The organism is Nostoc sp. FACHB-152 (genome assembly GCF_014697475.1).
Taxonomy (GTDB): domain Bacteria; phylum Cyanobacteriota; class Cyanobacteriia; order Cyanobacteriales; family Nostocaceae; genus Nostoc_B.
This window is the reverse complement of the sequence record NZ_JACJRV010000001.1, coordinates 85407-101485: the sequence shown is the minus strand read 5'-3', so window position 1 is coordinate 101485 and position 16079 is coordinate 85407. Positions and strand designations below refer to the sequence as shown.

General features: G+C 42.0%; 14 protein-coding genes. 7 read left to right on the top strand and 7 right to left on the bottom strand.

Annotated features, from left to right (window positions below):
* Positions 1-255: 255 nt before the first annotated feature.
* Entirely contained in the window at positions 256-933 is a 678-nt protein-coding gene (locus H6G76_RS00400; RefSeq protein ID WP_190694150.1) for a triacylglycerol lipase, read from the top strand.
* Here H6G76_RS00400 and H6G76_RS00395 read toward each other — a convergent pair.
* Positions 863-1294, bottom strand: coding sequence for a VOC family protein (locus H6G76_RS00395; RefSeq protein WP_190694149.1), 432 nt, complete (start codon positions 1292-1294; stop codon positions 863-865). The genes H6G76_RS00400 and H6G76_RS00395 overlap by 71 nt on opposite strands.
* A 385-nt stretch (positions 1295-1679) precedes the next feature.
* Between H6G76_RS00395 and H6G76_RS00390 the strand changes: the two genes are divergently transcribed.
* The 5 genes from H6G76_RS00390 (at position 1680) to H6G76_RS00370 (ending at position 7515) form a co-directional block, all read left to right on the top strand.
* Positions 1680-2477, top strand: a complete 798-nt coding sequence (locus H6G76_RS00390; RefSeq protein WP_190694147.1) for a TIGR00297 family protein — start codon at positions 1680-1682, stop codon at positions 2475-2477.
* Positions 2478-2633: 156 nt separating this feature from the next.
* Positions 2634-3383, top strand: coding sequence for a peptidylprolyl isomerase (locus tag H6G76_RS00385; protein WP_190694145.1), 750 nt, complete (start codon positions 2634-2636; stop codon positions 3381-3383).
* On the top strand, positions 3341-6010 hold the full coding sequence (locus H6G76_RS00380; protein WP_190694143.1) for a peptidase domain-containing ABC transporter: 2670 nt from the start codon (positions 3341-3343) through the stop codon (positions 6008-6010). The genes H6G76_RS00385 and H6G76_RS00380 overlap by 43 nt, the downstream gene beginning before the upstream one ends.
* A gap of 99 nt (positions 6011-6109) precedes the next feature.
* On the top strand, positions 6110-6691 hold the full coding sequence (locus tag H6G76_RS00375) for an NADPH-dependent FMN reductase (protein ID WP_190694141.1): 582 nt from the start codon (positions 6110-6112) through the stop codon (positions 6689-6691).
* Positions 6692-6819: 128 nt separating this feature from the next.
* Positions 6820-7515, top strand: coding sequence for a pentapeptide repeat-containing protein (locus H6G76_RS00370; RefSeq protein ID WP_190694138.1), 696 nt, complete (start codon positions 6820-6822; stop codon positions 7513-7515).
* A 350-nt stretch (positions 7516-7865) separates the two neighbouring features.
* On the opposite strand, the gene H6G76_RS00365 is transcribed toward H6G76_RS00370, so the two are convergent.
* From H6G76_RS00365 to cbiE, 6 genes are all read right to left on the bottom strand, one after another.
* Positions 7866-8387 carry a hypothetical protein gene (locus H6G76_RS00365; protein ID WP_190694136.1) on the bottom strand — a complete coding sequence of 174 codons (522 nt, stop codon included), beginning with the start codon at positions 8385-8387 and terminating at the stop codon, positions 7866-7868.
* 152 nt (positions 8388-8539) lie between these two features.
* A complete protein-coding gene (gene psb28, locus H6G76_RS00360; RefSeq protein ID WP_190694134.1) occupies positions 8540-8905 on the bottom strand; it encodes a photosystem II reaction center protein Psb28 in 366 nt (121 codons plus the stop codon).
* A gap of 21 nt (positions 8906-8926) precedes the next feature.
* Positions 8927-10486, bottom strand: a complete 1560-nt coding sequence (locus tag H6G76_RS00355) for a serine hydrolase (RefSeq protein ID WP_190694132.1) — start codon at positions 10484-10486, stop codon at positions 8927-8929.
* Between the two features lie 324 nt (positions 10487-10810).
* A complete protein-coding gene (locus tag H6G76_RS00350) occupies positions 10811-11551 on the bottom strand; it encodes an RNA methyltransferase (protein WP_190694130.1) in 741 nt (246 codons plus the stop codon).
* Between the two features lie 40 nt (positions 11552-11591).
* A complete protein-coding gene (locus tag H6G76_RS00345; protein ID WP_190694127.1) occupies positions 11592-11741 on the bottom strand; it encodes a hypothetical protein in 150 nt (49 codons plus the stop codon).
* A gap of 196 nt (positions 11742-11937) precedes the next feature.
* A complete protein-coding gene (cbiE, locus tag H6G76_RS00340; RefSeq protein WP_190694125.1) occupies positions 11938-13152 on the bottom strand; it encodes a precorrin-6y C5,15-methyltransferase (decarboxylating) subunit CbiE in 1215 nt (404 codons plus the stop codon).
* Positions 13153-13496: 344 nt separating this feature from the next.
* On the opposite strand from cbiE, the gene H6G76_RS00335 reads away from it, so the two are divergent.
* On the top strand, positions 13497-15947 hold the full coding sequence (locus H6G76_RS00335) for a response regulator (RefSeq protein ID WP_199337210.1): 2451 nt from the start codon (positions 13497-13499) through the stop codon (positions 15945-15947).
* Positions 15948-16079: the final 132 nt, after the last annotated feature.

The following is a 16079-nucleotide window of genomic DNA, read 5'->3' as shown; positions in this document are numbered from 1 at the left end:
GAGCAAATGTCTTTGATTTTGCAGGCATTTGCAGCCTGTATATATCAAGACTCATTATTAAATTTTACTGTAACTATAAGCAAGATTATGAAAGTTGTCTTAACAAAATTTAATAAACTTTATTTAGATAAATATCTGAATAACTATGAAGTAGATATTTAGAGTGTGTAGCCAGTGATTTGAGTGTCATAGCTGCATCTGTGAGGTCAACATAACTTAGCTAGATTTTTGACAGGCTCATATAGGCATCAGGCAATGAACATTACCAATCAAAACTACAATCCAGTTTTATTAGTACATGGAATTAGCGATACAGAAGCAGTATTCCACAAGATGAGAAGTTACCTAACACAGAAGGGCTGGTCTGTGTATGCGCTAAATCTAGTACCTAATAATGGTGATGTTGGTCTTGATGTGTTGGCAAAGCAAGTAGCTAATTATATTGATGCAAACTTTGACCCAGAACAGCCGCTAGATTTAGTAGGTTTCAGTATGGGAGGAATCGTCAGTCGTTATTATGTACAACGACTGGGAGGCATTGAGCGGGTGCAACGGTTCATTACCATATCATCACCACATCATGGAACTTATGTTGCATATGGTTCTTGGAAGCCTGGTTGTCAACAAATGCGTACTCACAGTAATTTTCTCAAGGACTTAAATTCTGATGTTGTAATGTTAAAGGAACTAAACTTTACATCGATTTGGACACCTTACGATTTGATGATTGTACCAGCAGACAGTTCTCAGATGCCCATAGGTACACAAGTAATTATTCCCGTAGCATCACACCCTTGGATGTTAACTGACTCTAGGAGTTTAACCGCAGTCGCCACAGCCTTAGCCGAACCGATTAAGACAGTTAAGAGCGATCGCCAATTTGGGTATACTCATAACTACCAAAAATCGCATCAGGGTAGCGGTAATATTTAAACTCCATCAAATTATAAAAAGGATCTTCTAAAAAGAAAGTCCGATGCTCTAAAGCCGAACCCACAAAGCGGTCTTTAGCTTCTTCTCGAAATAACAGTTGTTGCTTTTGTGCTTTAGTTAACAACTCTTCCCAATCACTTTCTTCAGTAAAGATTAGTCCAAAGTGCCTAGGATAAATCGTGCGTTGCCTTGTTAAAGGTTCTTTGGTAGTGTGCGCTACTAGTTGATGTCCATAGAGATTGAGAATTAAAGCGTGGGGATTTTCTCGGCCAGGAATGCAACCCAAGCCATCAACATAATATGCTTTCGTCTGTTGGATATCACTTACGGGGAAAGCCAAATGAAATATAGGTCTGTTCATAACTTGTTTTGATGAGATTTTATAGATTTTATGAAAATCAGTGAACGATTTTTCGTCATTCCACCAAATGTAGAGACGTAGCAATGCTACGTCTCTACTTGTTGTTCACGAATGATTTAGGACTGCTATATCTACAATTTATGCGCTGAAAACCTAATTGTGGTTAAACAGAACACAGTTTTATATTGCTGTAGCCTATATTTTGGTTCTGATCAAAGCACAAAATTTATTCTTTGTCTTCCCTGTTTTTTCTCTCACTCCCAGTAAAAGTAATAGAAATGCACTTTTGGGATGAAAGAATGGCACAGAGCAAGCAAACAGGGTCTAAAATTAGTTATTCTGTTGATATGCTGGCAATGACAACACTACTTGTGATTCACTGCTAATGTTACCTTTCATTAACTCTGCAAATCCCTGGTTAGTAGGAGTAGGATTAAACACAATTTTATTGGGTTTAGCTTGGATTGCTCCTAAAAAACTGCTCACCCCAGCCGGATTATTTCACGCTTGGGGACTAGGTGTATTGATTTGGGGAACATTAGGGTGGCAGGGATATCTAGTAGTCATGTTTTACTTCCTGGTGGGTTCAGGAGTAACACGCATTGGCATGGCACAGAAAGAAGCAGAAGGCATCGCAGAAAAACGTTCCGGCGCAAGAGGCCCGGAAAATGTTTGGGGTTCAGCATTAACTGGTACATTGTGTGCTGTGGGTGTAGGGGTGATCAATTCCGGATTTGTAGGAGCTAATCTCCAGACTTTAGTGCCTAATCCTGTGTCTTTGCTATTGTTAGCCTTTGTAGCGAGTTTTAGTACCAAACTGTCTGACACCTCTGCTAGCGAAGTGGGTAAAGCCTATGGTAAAACCACTTATTTGATTACTACATTACAACCAGTACCGCGTGGTACAGAAGGTGCAGTCAGCTTAGAAGGCACTTTAGCTGGTGTAGTGGCATCAATAGCGATCGCAATTGTTAGTTGGGCGGTAGGATTTATAGACTTGTTAGGAATTGTGTGGTGTATCTTAGCCGCTTTCATTGCGACAAATTTAGAAAGTGTAATTGGAGCAACACTGCAAACGAAATATACTTGGCTAACCAATGAAATAGTGAATATTTTCAATACATTAATCGGCGCGATCGCAGCAATATCATTTGCTTGGATCTGGACAATCTTTGTAGCCTAATTATCATTCTGAAAACTTAAATTTTTTTTCCGGCAACACACCAGCAGTGGAGTTGCTATAATTTCGCACGCTAATTAAGCTTAACGAAGTCTTAATCTTGATTCAGCTAATGACTATTTTAATTATGAAATTTTAAAGTTTTTTCTAGGTAATTTCATGGAAACTTTACCATTTTTGACAATCAATGAGCAAGCAATAACAAAAGAAGAAGCAGTAAAATATCTGCAAGCAGCTGGCAAACTCTCACAATTTATCGGAGAAATTCTGCGGCAATATGTCATAGAGCAAGAAATAAAAACCAGAGATGATTTAGAAATCAATCCAGCCATAACAGAACAAGCAATCATTGACTTTCGTCTCAAAAACGAACTCACTCAACCCCAAGTATTTCAACAATGGTTACAAGCAAATGGCACAGACTATGGCACATTTCATACATCAATTAGCCTAGGATTCAAAATCGAAAACCTCAGAAACCTAGTAACAGAACCAAGAATTTCCGAATACTTCATCGAAAGAAAAATCTACCTAGACCGCGTTATCCTCTCACGCATCATCGTCAACAACCAAGAACTAGTAGAAGAACTCAAAACCCAAATCGAAGAAGGAGCCAGTTTTGAGCAACTAGCCAAAGAATATTCCCAAGCCGAAGAGCGCACCATGAACGGCATGATGGGAGCCATCAGTCGCGGCAGTATTCCAGATAAAGTTAGAGCCGCCATTGACATTGCCAGCCCAGGTGAAATAGTCGGCCCTATCGAAATAGAAGGACGTTATGGTTTATTTCGCGTCGAACAATTCCTCCCCGCTTCACTAGAAGATACTCAACTAAAACTTGCACTACAAAACGAGTTGTTTGAACAATGGCTAGCCGAGAAAATTCAAAAACTGACAGTCAAGCTGTAAACGAAAACACACAACATCCAGATCCTGGTCAAATACCGTGGCATCAAGCACCTTTTTGCTGGCTCAGTAGCGAACAACTAGCCAAAATCCAACAGCAACAAAGCATCCAAACCTACCAACTAGGAGAAAGAATCTGGTCAACGCAAACACCGGGCTACCAATACTACATCATCACCGGCAAAGTCAGACTCAGACAAGAAATTGATAGCCTTGCCCTAGCCACCCTGCAAACAGGAGACTGGTTTGGCGACCTCAAAAAAATCCCAGTAGACTACAAAGCTGTAGCCGCCAGCAAACAAGTCATCGTTGCACGTTGGGACAGCACCCTATGGACAGAAATTACCACCCCAGAAATTGAACAATTCTTCAGTGGCACAACATCAGAAAATCCATCCACACCCCCAACAACTCAATCACAGCTACCCCTCCCACCAGCAACCATCCAGATTAAAAGCCCACAGCCCAGCCTACAAGAAATCCTCAACCGCACCCCAGAGACATTCAACTATCCTTTCATTGCCCACAGCAACAGTGCTAGTGCTTGCCTAGCAATGGTTTCCCAATACCTAGAACACCCCGTGCAGCTGGAATGGGTACAAAGACAACTGCGGGGACAAAACCCGAAACAAATTGTCGAAGCCGCCGAAAAACTGGGATTTGTTTTACGCAGGCTGCAAGTAACTTGGCCAGAACTAGCAAAACTTTCATTCCCCGCCTTAATGTTATGGCAAAGCGAAACCCAACCAGAACCGACTTGGGTAGTCGCTTATGCCCTCAAAGGTTCGCGCCTGATCATTGCCAACCCCCATCATTCCCAAGCAACTTGTGAAAGCCTACCACAATCAATCGTAGAAGCCGCCTGGGATGGGCAACTCTGGCAAGTAGAACTAATATCTCAACAAGAACAATTCAACCTCAGTTGGTTCATCCCCGCCGTTTGGAAATACAAAAAATTATTAGGCGAAGTATTGCTTGCCTCTCTAACATTACAACTGTTGGGTTTAGGCGCACCTCTAATTACGCAAGTCGTCATCGATAAGGTGATGGTGCAAGAAAGTTTGCCCACCTTAGATGTCATGGCAATAGCTTTATTATTAATAGCCTGCTTTGAGGCGGTGTTGGGAACCTTGCGTTTGTTTATCTTTACCCACACAGCCAGACGCTTAGATTTAAGTTTATCGGCACAGCTATTTCGCCATTTAATGCGCTTGCCCTTAGCTTATTTTGAATCTCGGCGTGTGGGTGATACGGTAGCACGTGTCCAAGAACTAGAACAAATTCGCTCCTTTCTCACAGGTACAGCATTAACTGTGATTCTCGATAGCATCTTTGCCGTGGTTTACTTGGCATTGATGTTTTATTACAATATTCCCTTAACTTTTGTGGCGTTGGCTGTATTGCCCTTGTTTGCCACTTTAACGATTGTCGCTACACCAATTTTACGCAACTGGCTGAATGAAACTTTTAACCGGAATGCAGATAGTCAATCGTTTTTGGTGGAGACAATTACCGGAATTCATTCTGTAAAAGCCCATGCAGCTGAACCAGTAGCAAGAGAACGTTGGGAAGGTTTATTTGCGCGGTTTATTCGCACAGGGTTTAAGGCTTCTACGACATCAAATATTAGTAGTAATATTGGCGACTTTTTAACGAATTTCTCAACCTTACTAATTTTGTGGGTGGGGGCGAAGTTCGTCATTGAACAACAACTGACAATTGGACAGTTGGTAGCGTTTCAGATGTTATCTGGGCGGGTGACTGAACCACTGTTGCGTTTGGTGCAGTTGTGGCAGAACTTGCAACAGGTGTTGCTGTCGGTAGACCGAATTGGTGATATTCTCAATACCGCTCCAGAAGCGGAAGCCGGAACGGGGTTAGTACTACCGCCACTCAAGGGACAGGTAACTTTTGAGCAGGTGTTTTTCCGCTACCAAGCGCATACTGAACCGGTTTTGCGGGGGATATCTTTTGATGTGCAACCAGGACAATTTGTAGGGATAGTTGGACGTAGTGGTTCTGGCAAAAGTACGCTATCGAAGTTGTTGCAACGGTTGTATCAAATTGAGTCGGGACGGATTTTAATTGATGGTTTTGATATCAAGAGTGCTGATTTAGCTTCGTTGCGTCAACAAATTGCGGTGGTCTTGCAAGAAGACTTCCTGTTTAATGGCTCGATTTTGGAGAATATTACGCTAGGAAATCCGAATATTACGGCTGAACAGGTAGTAGAGGCGGCGCGGTTAGCGGTGGCACATGATTTTATCAGTCAGTTGCCATATGGTTATGAGACAAATGTCGGGGAGCGGGGTACGGCTTTGTCAGGGGGACAACGACAACGCATTGCTTTGGCGCGATTGTTTTTGTCTGATGCACCGATTTTGATTTTAGATGAGGCGACAAGTGCGTTAGATAGTGAGACAGAACAGCAAGTGTTGCAGAATTTGCAACGAGTTTCGACAAATCGCACAGTGTTTTTAATTGCTCACCGTTTTTCTCCCCTCAAGCGTGCAGATTTGATTTTGGTGATGCAACAGGGTGTAATTGCTGAACGTGGTACTCATTCTCAGCTTTTACAACTTCAAGGTTTGTATTGGTCTCTTTATCAGCGTCAGCAGGCTAATGTTTAACTCAACGAATTATAAAGAAACACTAAAGGTAGTCAAGAGTTAGATGCTCTAATTAGATAATGCAGTTGCTATCTATCCAATCAAGAATGACCTGTACTTATGGCAGATACACCGAAAATACTGGCCTTTGCAGGAAGCACGCGTACTGACTCTTACAATAAAAAACTCGTGAAAATTGCGGCGGCTGGCGCTCAAGCAGCAGGTGCAGAAGTAACTTATATTGATCTCCGCGATTTACCGTTACCTCTGTTTGATGAGGATTTGGAAGCTCAAGAAGGTATGCCTGCCAACGCTCAAACGTTGAAAAACCTGTTCATTTCTCACCAAGGGCTATTAATTGCCTCGCCGGAATACAATAGTTCACTGACAGCAGTGTTGAAAAATGCTATTGACTGGGTATCTCGTCCTGCACCTGATGAGCCTCCATTAGCGGCTTTTGCTGGCAAAGCGGCGGTAATTATGAGTGCTTCACCAGGTGGATTAGGTGGATTACGTGGCTTGGTGCATCTACGGTCTATTTTAGGAAATATTAAGGTTTTGGTTCTACCTGATCAGGTGGCAGTACCTAACGCCTACGCAGCCTTTAATGATGATGGCACATTGAAAGAGCCAAAACAACAACAATCGATTGAAAAATTGGGTGAGAGTTTAGCAAATATATTATTTAAACTCAATTCGTAAAATTTAGCAGATATAGCAATTCTATTTAATTTATGAAAATAGATATGCTCAGATACCTGACTTCTGGAAGAGGTCGGGTATCTTATTTTTTTTATTAAAATAGTACTATTACATTAACTGTGCTGTAAATGAAAATTTTTAAATTACTTGATTTGAATAGCTGGTTTAATCGTAAGCGAGAATTTGTTTTACTATTTGACTCAATTACATCTGCTGAGGAAATCTCTTTGATAATTAATGGTCAATGGGATGGTTGTAATAGCGTATTAGTAGATAACTTTGATGAGATTGCTGTTGACACTGCTGCGAAACTACTATCATCTACATGGTGCTTTCCTGGTGATGCAAAAGCTGTTTTAGTAAGATTAACAACTGATGAACTTTTGCGCCGTTATGCGCTTAAAGACAGAAATTTTGTTAATGCTAACTTGAGATGTGCAGTGCTGGCATCAATGAAGCTGAGTCAAATTAATTTAAGTTATGCACAATTGAATATGGCTGACTTAACTCAAGCTGACTTAACTCAAGCTAATTTAACAGCGACTGACTTTAGTGAAGCTAATTTAAGCCAAGCAAATTTGAAAAATGCAGAGTTATTAAGAGCAAATCTAACTAAAGTAAATCTAGAACAAGCTGACCTGAGAGGGGCTAATTTAACTAGGGCAAATTTAAGTGAAGCTAATCTGACTAATGCAGATTTAACAGGCGCAAATTTAGCTTTAGTAGACCTTAGAGGCGCAAGGTTTGACTCTTGCAATTTAAAAGGGGCTAATTTGACAGGTGCAAAGTTAATTGAAGGTGATTTAGCTTTTGCAAACCAATAATATTCGGCATTGCATAAATGCGGAATTAATCTTCTCACGCAGAGGCGCAAAGGCGCGGAGAGTATGAGGAGTTCTACATTATTCTTCTAATTGTCAACAAGCGATCGCCTGACTTCATAATTCTTAAAAATTGATATCGGGATTGAGCCAATTGTACTCACTGACTGCTGTGCTAGTACCGCAGGCTTACAGGCACACTTAGCCGGGTTATCTGTACTCAGACGCAATATCGGCGCGCAGAGGTTGCGTGATACTGGTTTGAGTGATGGTTTTTTAGCTGCACCTTGATGGTTAAAGCAGGGGACAGAGTAACAATTTTTACTTTGTTTACTAGCAATCTTATATATTTATCAAGTAGATGGTTCTTCTGTTTTAACTACTCTTCTACCCCAAGGCTTGAGTACGGAAATCGCAATAATACCAAGTATACAGAAAGTTTGAATTGCACCTCCGATTAAAGCTCCTTTGATATCAAAGGTGTATAGGGGATTGCTTAACGCTTGCGATCGCTCGATATCCGAAATACTGGTAGCTGCATTTACCCACGGCCCTAACCAAGCAGTTCCTACAGCAATTAAAGTGACTGTAGCTACCCATTTGACGATTACCCAATAATGTTTAAAAAATCCCCAAATAGTCAGCCAACAAAGCAAACCCCCGGTGAGTAAAGATAGGTTTGCCGAGGGAATCACGACAAAATCATCCAGCAGTTTTAAAGTTGCATTAATCGCATACAGTTCATCACCGTTAGTAGTATGAGCATTTTTGAATGCGATCGCTACCATGCACAAAGCCGCGCCAAACCAAATACTACCAGAAGCAACATGGGCAGACAGTAACCAGTTTTTCTGTTTGATGTTGAGTTTAGGCATAAGATTAATTTGTAGTTCGTAATTCGTAATGACGCTCGAAAACTCGCTAACGCTGCGCTAACGTAATTAAATTTTGGGAATTAAATTTGAACATTTTGAGGAAAAATACTAATCCCTAGCCTCTAGTCTCTAGCCCCTTTTTCCTACTTTCCTCAACCTTGATACTCCATACCATTAGCTTCAGCATAACGGTGGAGAAAGCGCATAACTCGCTCCCAATGATCATCTTGTTCAACTTCAAATTGGCACTCGACACCTTGTAATTCATCGCCTTCATCGCCGCCAAAAATGAATTTAGTCGAAGAAGGAGTGACATTAATTTCACCTTCTTCATCAGTTAAAAGCATCGAATTGAGAGATTGTTTTGTAAAGCTATTAAAACCTTCTATTGCTTGTAACTTCTTAAAAGTCAAGGCAACGATGCGTTTACCAGAAACTTTTCCACGTCGCAAACTGACATTACTGAGTTCTTCAAAAATGCCAGAGAAAAACTGAATTGAGGGTGTGGTAGATGTCATGAGCAATCTGAAATTAAGGGATTATCTTGATGGGTAATATTGGGGGTTAGCAAATGTTGGTGACTGATAAATGTTGGGGTAAACGCTATTTCCTGTAGTGTTGGGTACGGGAGGATTAAGCATTGGGGTTTGGTAGCCACTCATCGGCATCGCCCCAGTCGTAGTATTAGGTACGGGTGCAGTTATAGTTGGGGAAGGATAAGTTGTCGGGGGTACAGGAGTGTTAGTGTTAGTAGGTGCTGTACTTTGACTGAAAGTTTGATAAACAATGCGAGAAATTGAACTGATCAATTTTTCGGCGCGGTTGTCATTATTGGGACGTTTTACCATCACCGAAAGGATGTAGCGTTTGCCATTAGGGACATCCACTAAACCTGTATCTGCCAGCATTGTGCCGATATCACCTGTTTTGTGATAAGCCCGTGCGCCTGCGCCTAAGCCAGATGGTAATAGATTATCTCTTTCTGTGCGACGCATGATATCTAACATTAAATCACGCGATCGCATACTCACAAAATTACCTTGATTCACCATTGCCATCAAATTACCTAATTCTTTCGGGCTGGTGACGTTTGTACCTTGTAAGTCTGGCAGTTTATTGTTAACTGTTGTAGTTGTCAAACCCCAACTGCGAAAACGTTGATTTAATGTTTCTGTACCTCCCAATCGCGCAATCAGCATATTTGTGGCTGTATTGTCGCTGATTGTAATCATTTTGGTCGCCACTTCTAAGGCTGTGTATTGAGTACCTACAGGTTTGAATTGGAAATTACCGGAACCACCAGCTACCATATCTTGTTGCATGGTGAGCATTTCATCCAGACGGATTTTACCAGCATCTACGTCTTGGAAAAAAGCTACTAATATTGGTACTTTAATGGTGCTGGCGGCCGGAAAACTAGTCGAGGCATTTAAATCTACGTAACCACCATTATCTAAATCTACTAAGAAAACACCAGGAGTCATGTCTGGGGTGGTTGTTGCTAATTCCTGCACAGCATTTTTCAAGGAGGTAATTTCTTGAGACAGGTATAACCCCGAAGTAGCAACAGTAGGATTAGGAGTAGCTTGTGGCTGAACTTGGCCAGCATTATTAGTGTTAGATGTCACCGAAGTAGTGGAATTTATGCGACTAGCTGGGTCTAGAACTGATAATACTGTACCAACGATCGCACCCATGCCCACACCTACAATCAGCAACCGCAGGATATATAACATGGTTCTGGCCATTGGCTTTAACCGCGTCTTTTTGGATACTCTTTTAGCTATTTTAGGCTGGGGCTGCTTTTGTACCCGCACTGTTTTGACTTTGACTGTGTTGGGCTGAGAAGGCGGAATATTTCTTGGGGTTTTCGGGATGGGTTTGACTGCTGCTGGCATCACTAACCCTGGTCTTGGCCTTGGTACACCAGCCGCCACGGGATGAGGTATCAGCGTAGCTTCTTTGACAACAGCACGCTGCTGTCGATTGGGAGCCTTAGTTTTTTTAGGTTCTACTTTTTGAACTTTACGCGATCGCTGGCGGCGGTTTACGGGTTGTCGCCGCGAGAAATCTCTTAGTTTGTCACTTGATTCTGTCACTGCTACTCCTGGTGACTAACTTAAATTTTTCTGGCAGACTTCCGACCCAAAACTTACTTTTTGTGCAGTTTTGATGCTGACTAAGCCCCGTTGGGGCGGGGTGTGGGGTGTAGGGTGTGGGGGATATAGAGCATCGAACAACCGGGATCGATACAAGCCCTCCCCTTAAAGGCAATTGTTGATAAGGGTTACAAGCCCCTTCCAACACCTTCTCTACGCCCTTCTTGTTGATATGAACCAATGCTACTCAGTAGCATTTGTTTGTTTAGTTTAAGCCATATTATCTATTTTGGGGGAAGATTGCGTCTATATTAAGCGAATGTGTCATAAGTTTTTTTCATCACCACGATTATTCAATGCCCACTCTGCTTGCCGTAGTATTCCGCGCAACAGTGCCACTTCATTAGTTGTCAGCCGAGCGCGATTATATAGTTGACGAAATTTTTCCATGCGACTAGCTGCCGTATGGGGGTAAATATAACCAATATTAAATAGTAGGGATTCTAATTGTTGATAATATGCTTCTACAAGCTCTAGAGGTGCTAATTCTGATTCTTGCACGGTCTGCGGTTGAGATAGTTCTGCGTGTTGAGCTAGTTCATAACAGCAAATCCCTACAGCACTAGCCAAATTTAAAGACGCGTAAATCTCGCTGGTCGGAATGCGAACAAATCGCTGGGCATAATTTAACTCTTCATTACTTAATCCTCGGTCTTCTCTTCCAAAAATCAATGCTGAGAGTTTGTCTGGTTCTTCGAGTAACCAAGGAAGGGCTGTACGCGGAGTTTCCATTGGAATTTCCCCAGTGCGGACACGCGCAGTTGTGGCGATCGCTCTTATACATCCTTGCAACGCCTCAGGTAGTGTTGCCACTAAGGAGGCAGATTCTAAAACATCTTTGGCATGAACTGCCATTTTCATCGCGTCTGCTGATAAGGGATCGCATTGAGGATTAACTAAGACTAAATTAGTTAGACCAAAATTTTTCATTACCCTCGCGATCGCTCCTACATTCATCGGGCCAGCTGGTTCTACTAACACAATTCTTACCCCAGCTAATCCCATTTTTTTCCTCCTGTCTGCGATCGTACATAGAAATGATTCATCAAGTAAAGCTTAATTTGTCGGGTGCGTTATAGCAACGCTTAACGCACAGCGAGAAGGAGTACGTTACGGCTAATATTGGGCCATTGTCTTGCACGATTACCCTCATGCGTCCTTGTTCAGAGGCTTCACGGGCTTGTTTCTCCATCATCTGCATATAGGATTCATATTTGATTTGGGAAAAAAACTCAGTATACTTTTATCCCTTCTTTCCTGTTCCCTATTGCCTATTGCCTATTGCCTCTCTACACAAGTATTTCAGTAATCAAACCGGATTCCTATATAAGACTTGCGATTAACACCCCCAATCACCAAACCGTAAACCAATACGAATTACAAATTACTAATTACAAATTTTTGATTGCTATCCATTGTGTAACAGGAGCCATTGCTTTCCAACCTAAAAATTTACCAATTGGTTCTGTTCTTTGAATAGCGATGCGAGTGAAATTGCCACCAACTTTTTCATACCATTGAAATAAAGTTTGTTCACCTTCTATGGTGACGACATTTGCAACTAAACGTCCCCCTGGTCTTAATGCTTGCCAACAAATATCAAATAATCCTGCGGCTGTGACTCCGCCACCAATAAAGATAGCGTCTGGTGTCGGCAAATCTATTAAAGCTGAGGGTGCTTTTCCGGCGATGATTTGCAGGTTGGGTGTACCTAAAGCTGCGGCATTATCAGCAATATATTTTAGTCTAGAGGCGTTTTGTTCAATGGCGATCGCCCGACACCGAGCATTCGTCCGCATCCATTCAATCGAAATTGAACCACAACCTGCGCCGACATCCCATAAAAGTTCTCCTGGCAAGGGTGCTAGGGTTGATAAAGTAACTGCCCTGACTTCGCGTTTGGTAAGTTGTCCATCGTGATGATAAGCATCATCTGGCAATCCTGGTAATCTGGATAAAGGCGCAATTCCCCTGTCGGCAATACAATCAACAGCGATGGTATTTAATGCAGCAACTTCAGTTTCACTCCAAGAGGCTGCTGTACCTTCTAAAATCCTTTCATGAATCCCACCCATACGTTCTAACAGGGTGATTTTACTATCCCCATAGCCGCGACTTGTGAGGATTTGGGCAACAATTTTGGGTGTTTCTTGTCCCTCGCTCAAAATCAATAACTTGGCGTTGGGATAAATGTAAGACTGAAGCAAAGAAGGTGGACGACCGCACAAACTTAAAGTATCGACTTCAGTTAATGACCATCCCAGCCTAGCGCAGGTGAGACTGAAGGCTGAAGGCGCAGGAATAATCGTCATTTCCGAGACAGGAATGCGCCGCGTTAAGGTAGCACCAATGCCGTAACACATAGGATCACCACTAGCTAAAATGCAGATTGACTGACCCCGACGACGGATAACTTCTTCAACTGATGCGCTAAAAGGAGAAGCCCAAGCTATTTTTTGCCGTTGGTCATCTGTGGGGAGCATAGCTAAATGGCGATCGCCTCCTACAATAATTTCAGCACGCTCAAGTAAAGAACGAGCGATCGCGCTTAACCCTGGTAATCCATCTTCACCAATACCAATAATAGATAGCCATTTCTGTACCATAGTCAATTTACTATAGAATCATCAATTAAATCAGACGCAATTCTTGAGTAAGTTTAAGTATAGAATTGTTGCCTTTGATTTACATTTACAAATTATTCATAAATAATTCACAAATTTTTCAGACTCTTAAACAATCCAAATTCGATTTCCTTCCGGAATTGAACTCATACTCAAAATCAGTAAGCAAGCAAACCAGCCGGGGAGAATCAACAGTAACCTCTCCTCTGCGCCTGAAGCCCCTCGCGGTCTTAACGAAGAGATGTCTTAACCGAATGGTATTGAGTGCCTAAGCTATGTTAAACGGTTTGATTGTAACTATTTTCAGTAGATCGGCCAAGTATATAATGATGCTAAACAGCATAAAACCTAGCTCTGATGTGAAGATCCTGTGCATAGAAGATGATGAAAGCTTGGCAACTCTGCTTCAAAAAATACTCGTAAAGCAGCACTACCACGTAGAGATTGCAACTGATGGACAGGCAGGATGGGAGTTAGCCCAAATCTTTATTTACGACTTAATTTTGCTTGATTGGATATTACCCAAGCTGACAGGGATTGAGTTTTGTCAAAAATTGCGGGACAAAAACCATTCTCGGCATAATCCTAATCACGATACCCCAGTTTTATTGATGACGGCTTTAGATGCGACAACGAGTAAGGTGATGGCTTTAGATGCGGGAGCCGATGACTATGTAGTCAAACCTTTTGATTTTGACGAACTGCTAGCTCGGATTCGTGCGCTCTTACGCCGTAAGCATGGAGAGCGATCGCCTATATTGAAATGGGGTGAATTATGCCTGAGTCCCAATAGTTGTGAAGTAACTTATCGAGAGCAACCAATTGCGCTTAATAAGAAAGAATACGAACTATTAGAGCTATTTCTGCGAAATCCAGAGCAAAGTTTTAGTATCAGACGATTGCTAGATTGTTTATGGCCATCAGACGAATCTCCCACCGAAGGAGCCGTACGCGCGCAGATTAAAGGCTTACGACAAAAATTAAAGCAAGCTGGAGTAGTTGATCCCTTAGAAACGATTTATAAAATAGGTTATAAGTTAAAGACGCATGATAAAACTGAGGAAAGTTATCAAGACCAAGATTTATTATTGCCTGTAAGTTCTTTCTCCTCAGTCACGCCTGATTTATCGGGAGTTTGGCAGGAGTGTCGGCAGTCTTATTGCGATCGCCTCTTTGTGATTCAGCAAGCCGTAACTGCTTTACAATCTGGAACTCTCACACCAGAACAGCAACATCAAGCTGAACGAGAAGCTCACACACTCGTTGGTTCTTTAGGCAGTTTTGGTTTAGACGAAGCTTCGCAGATTTCCCGTCAGATTCAACAAATTCTCAAGCAACCACACCCACCATCAGTTTCGGACATCGAAGCATTAATCAAATTAATTGCAGCGTTGGGTGGTTATTTAGAGACTGAATCTAGTGCCGATGCTACAGCGTTGCCATCCTCTGCGACAATAGTTGCTCCCCTGCCCCTGAAGTTGTTAGTTGTAGATGATGACTTAGCCTTAGCACAACAAATTGCCCAAGAAGCATCTAATTGGGGAATGCAAGCGCAAGTCGTGACAACAATAGATAAAGCAGAAAAATTTTTAAATGACTTTTCTTGTCAGGCAATTTTGCTTGATCTCAATATTTTAGGTTCTGTTAAGACGGGGCTGGAATTTCTCGCAACTATTAGCCGTCAATATTCTAATATTCCCGTAATTATATTAACCGCCGAGGGAATCTTTGAAAAGCGAGTTGAAGCAGCCCGATTGGGAAGTCGCTGCTTTTTGCAAAAGCCCCTAGCCCCATATCGAGTTTTAGCGGCTGTAGCTCAAGTACTGGAACAGACGATTCGGTCGATTGCGCGAATATTAATTTTAGATGATGATCCAGCACTTTTGAGGCTACTTAGTACTTTGATGGAACCCTATGGCTACGATGTAATACTACTAAGCGAAGCACAACAGTTTTGGCAAACATTAGAGCAAAAAGATCCTGATTTATTGATTTTAGATATTGAATTGTATGAGTCTGCAACGTCATCTTATCCGGGAGAAAAATTGCCACATTATAGTGGAATTGAACTTTGTCAGGTGATTCGTAGTGATCTGCGTTGGAACTGCTTACCAGTGATTTTTTTGTCTGCTCACACAGATTTGGAAACCGTACAGCGTAGTTTTGTGGCTGGGGCTGATGACTTTTTAAATAAGCCAGTCGTGCCTCAAGAACTCTTAACCCGTGTGCAAACTCGCCTAAAGCAACGAAAAATGTGGGCAACAAGAGAGCTTGATGAACTTACAGGACTCTGTTTGCGCCGCAAAGCTCTGCAAGATTTAACGAGATCGCTCTACTTAGCTCAACGACAACAGCAGCCTTTTAGTTTAGCAATATTAGATTTAGACAAATTTAAACAGGTTAATGACCAATATGGGCATGATATGGGCGATCGCGTTCTCAATTATATTGGAAACTTACTCAATCAATCTTTCCGAGGCGAAGACATCATTGGACGTTGGGGAGGTGAGGAATTTGTAGTGGGAATGTACGGAATGACCAAGCAAAATGGCATCAAGCGGTTGAATAACTTACTTAAAACATTAAATAGCCATGTGTTTGTAGCACCTAATGGAACATCTTTTCAAGTTACCTTTAGTGGCGGCATTGCTGAATCAGGTGAAAACGGTACTGACTTACAAACGCTCTATAATGCGGCAGATGAAGCTCTTTATCGTGCCAAAGCAGCAGGGCGGAACCGAATTTTGGCAGCACCGACTGATACAGTTTCACTTTAAGTTTGATACAAATAGGCCGCTCTTGTGCAGAGGAGCAGGGGAGCAGGGGGGCAGAGGAGAAATTACAGCAGGAAACAGGCAATAGGCAATAGGCAATAGAGGTGAAAGCCTGTTGGTATATGGCTTTGTTCT

Bases quoted from the DNA above. Each gene is read 5' to 3' on its own strand.
- H6G76_RS00400 (WP_190694150.1), top strand. From the start codon at position 256: ATGAACATTACCAATCAAAACTACAATCCAGTTTTATTAGTACATGGA.
- H6G76_RS00395 (WP_190694149.1), bottom strand. From the start codon at position 1,294: ATGAACAGACCTATATTTCATTTGGCTTTCCCCGTAAGTGATATCCAA.
- H6G76_RS00390 (WP_190694147.1), top strand. From the start codon at position 1,680: ATGTTACCTTTCATTAACTCTGCAAATCCCTGGTTAGTAGGAGTAGGA.
- H6G76_RS00385 (WP_190694145.1), top strand. From the start codon at position 2,634: ATGGAAACTTTACCATTTTTGACAATCAATGAGCAAGCAATAACAAAA.
- H6G76_RS00380 (WP_190694143.1), top strand. From the start codon at position 3,341: ATGGCTAGCCGAGAAAATTCAAAAACTGACAGTCAAGCTGTAAACGAA.
- H6G76_RS00375 (WP_190694141.1), top strand. From the start codon at position 6,110: ATGGCAGATACACCGAAAATACTGGCCTTTGCAGGAAGCACGCGTACT.
- H6G76_RS00370 (WP_190694138.1), top strand. From the start codon at position 6,820: ATGAAAATTTTTAAATTACTTGATTTGAATAGCTGGTTTAATCGTAAG.
- H6G76_RS00365 (WP_190694136.1), bottom strand. From the start codon at position 8,387: ATGCCTAAACTCAACATCAAACAGAAAAACTGGTTACTGTCTGCCCAT.
- psb28 (WP_190694134.1), bottom strand. From the start codon at position 8,905: ATGACATCTACCACACCCTCAATTCAGTTTTTCTCTGGCATTTTTGAA.
- H6G76_RS00350 (WP_190694130.1), bottom strand. From the start codon at position 11,551: ATGGGATTAGCTGGGGTAAGAATTGTGTTAGTAGAACCAGCTGGCCCG.
- H6G76_RS00345 (WP_190694127.1), bottom strand. From the start codon at position 11,741: ATGATGGAGAAACAAGCCCGTGAAGCCTCTGAACAAGGACGCATGAGG.
- cbiE (WP_190694125.1), bottom strand. From the start codon at position 13,152: ATGGTACAGAAATGGCTATCTATTATTGGTATTGGTGAAGATGGATTA.
- H6G76_RS00335 (WP_199337210.1), top strand. From the start codon at position 13,497: ATGATGCTAAACAGCATAAAACCTAGCTCTGATGTGAAGATCCTGTGC.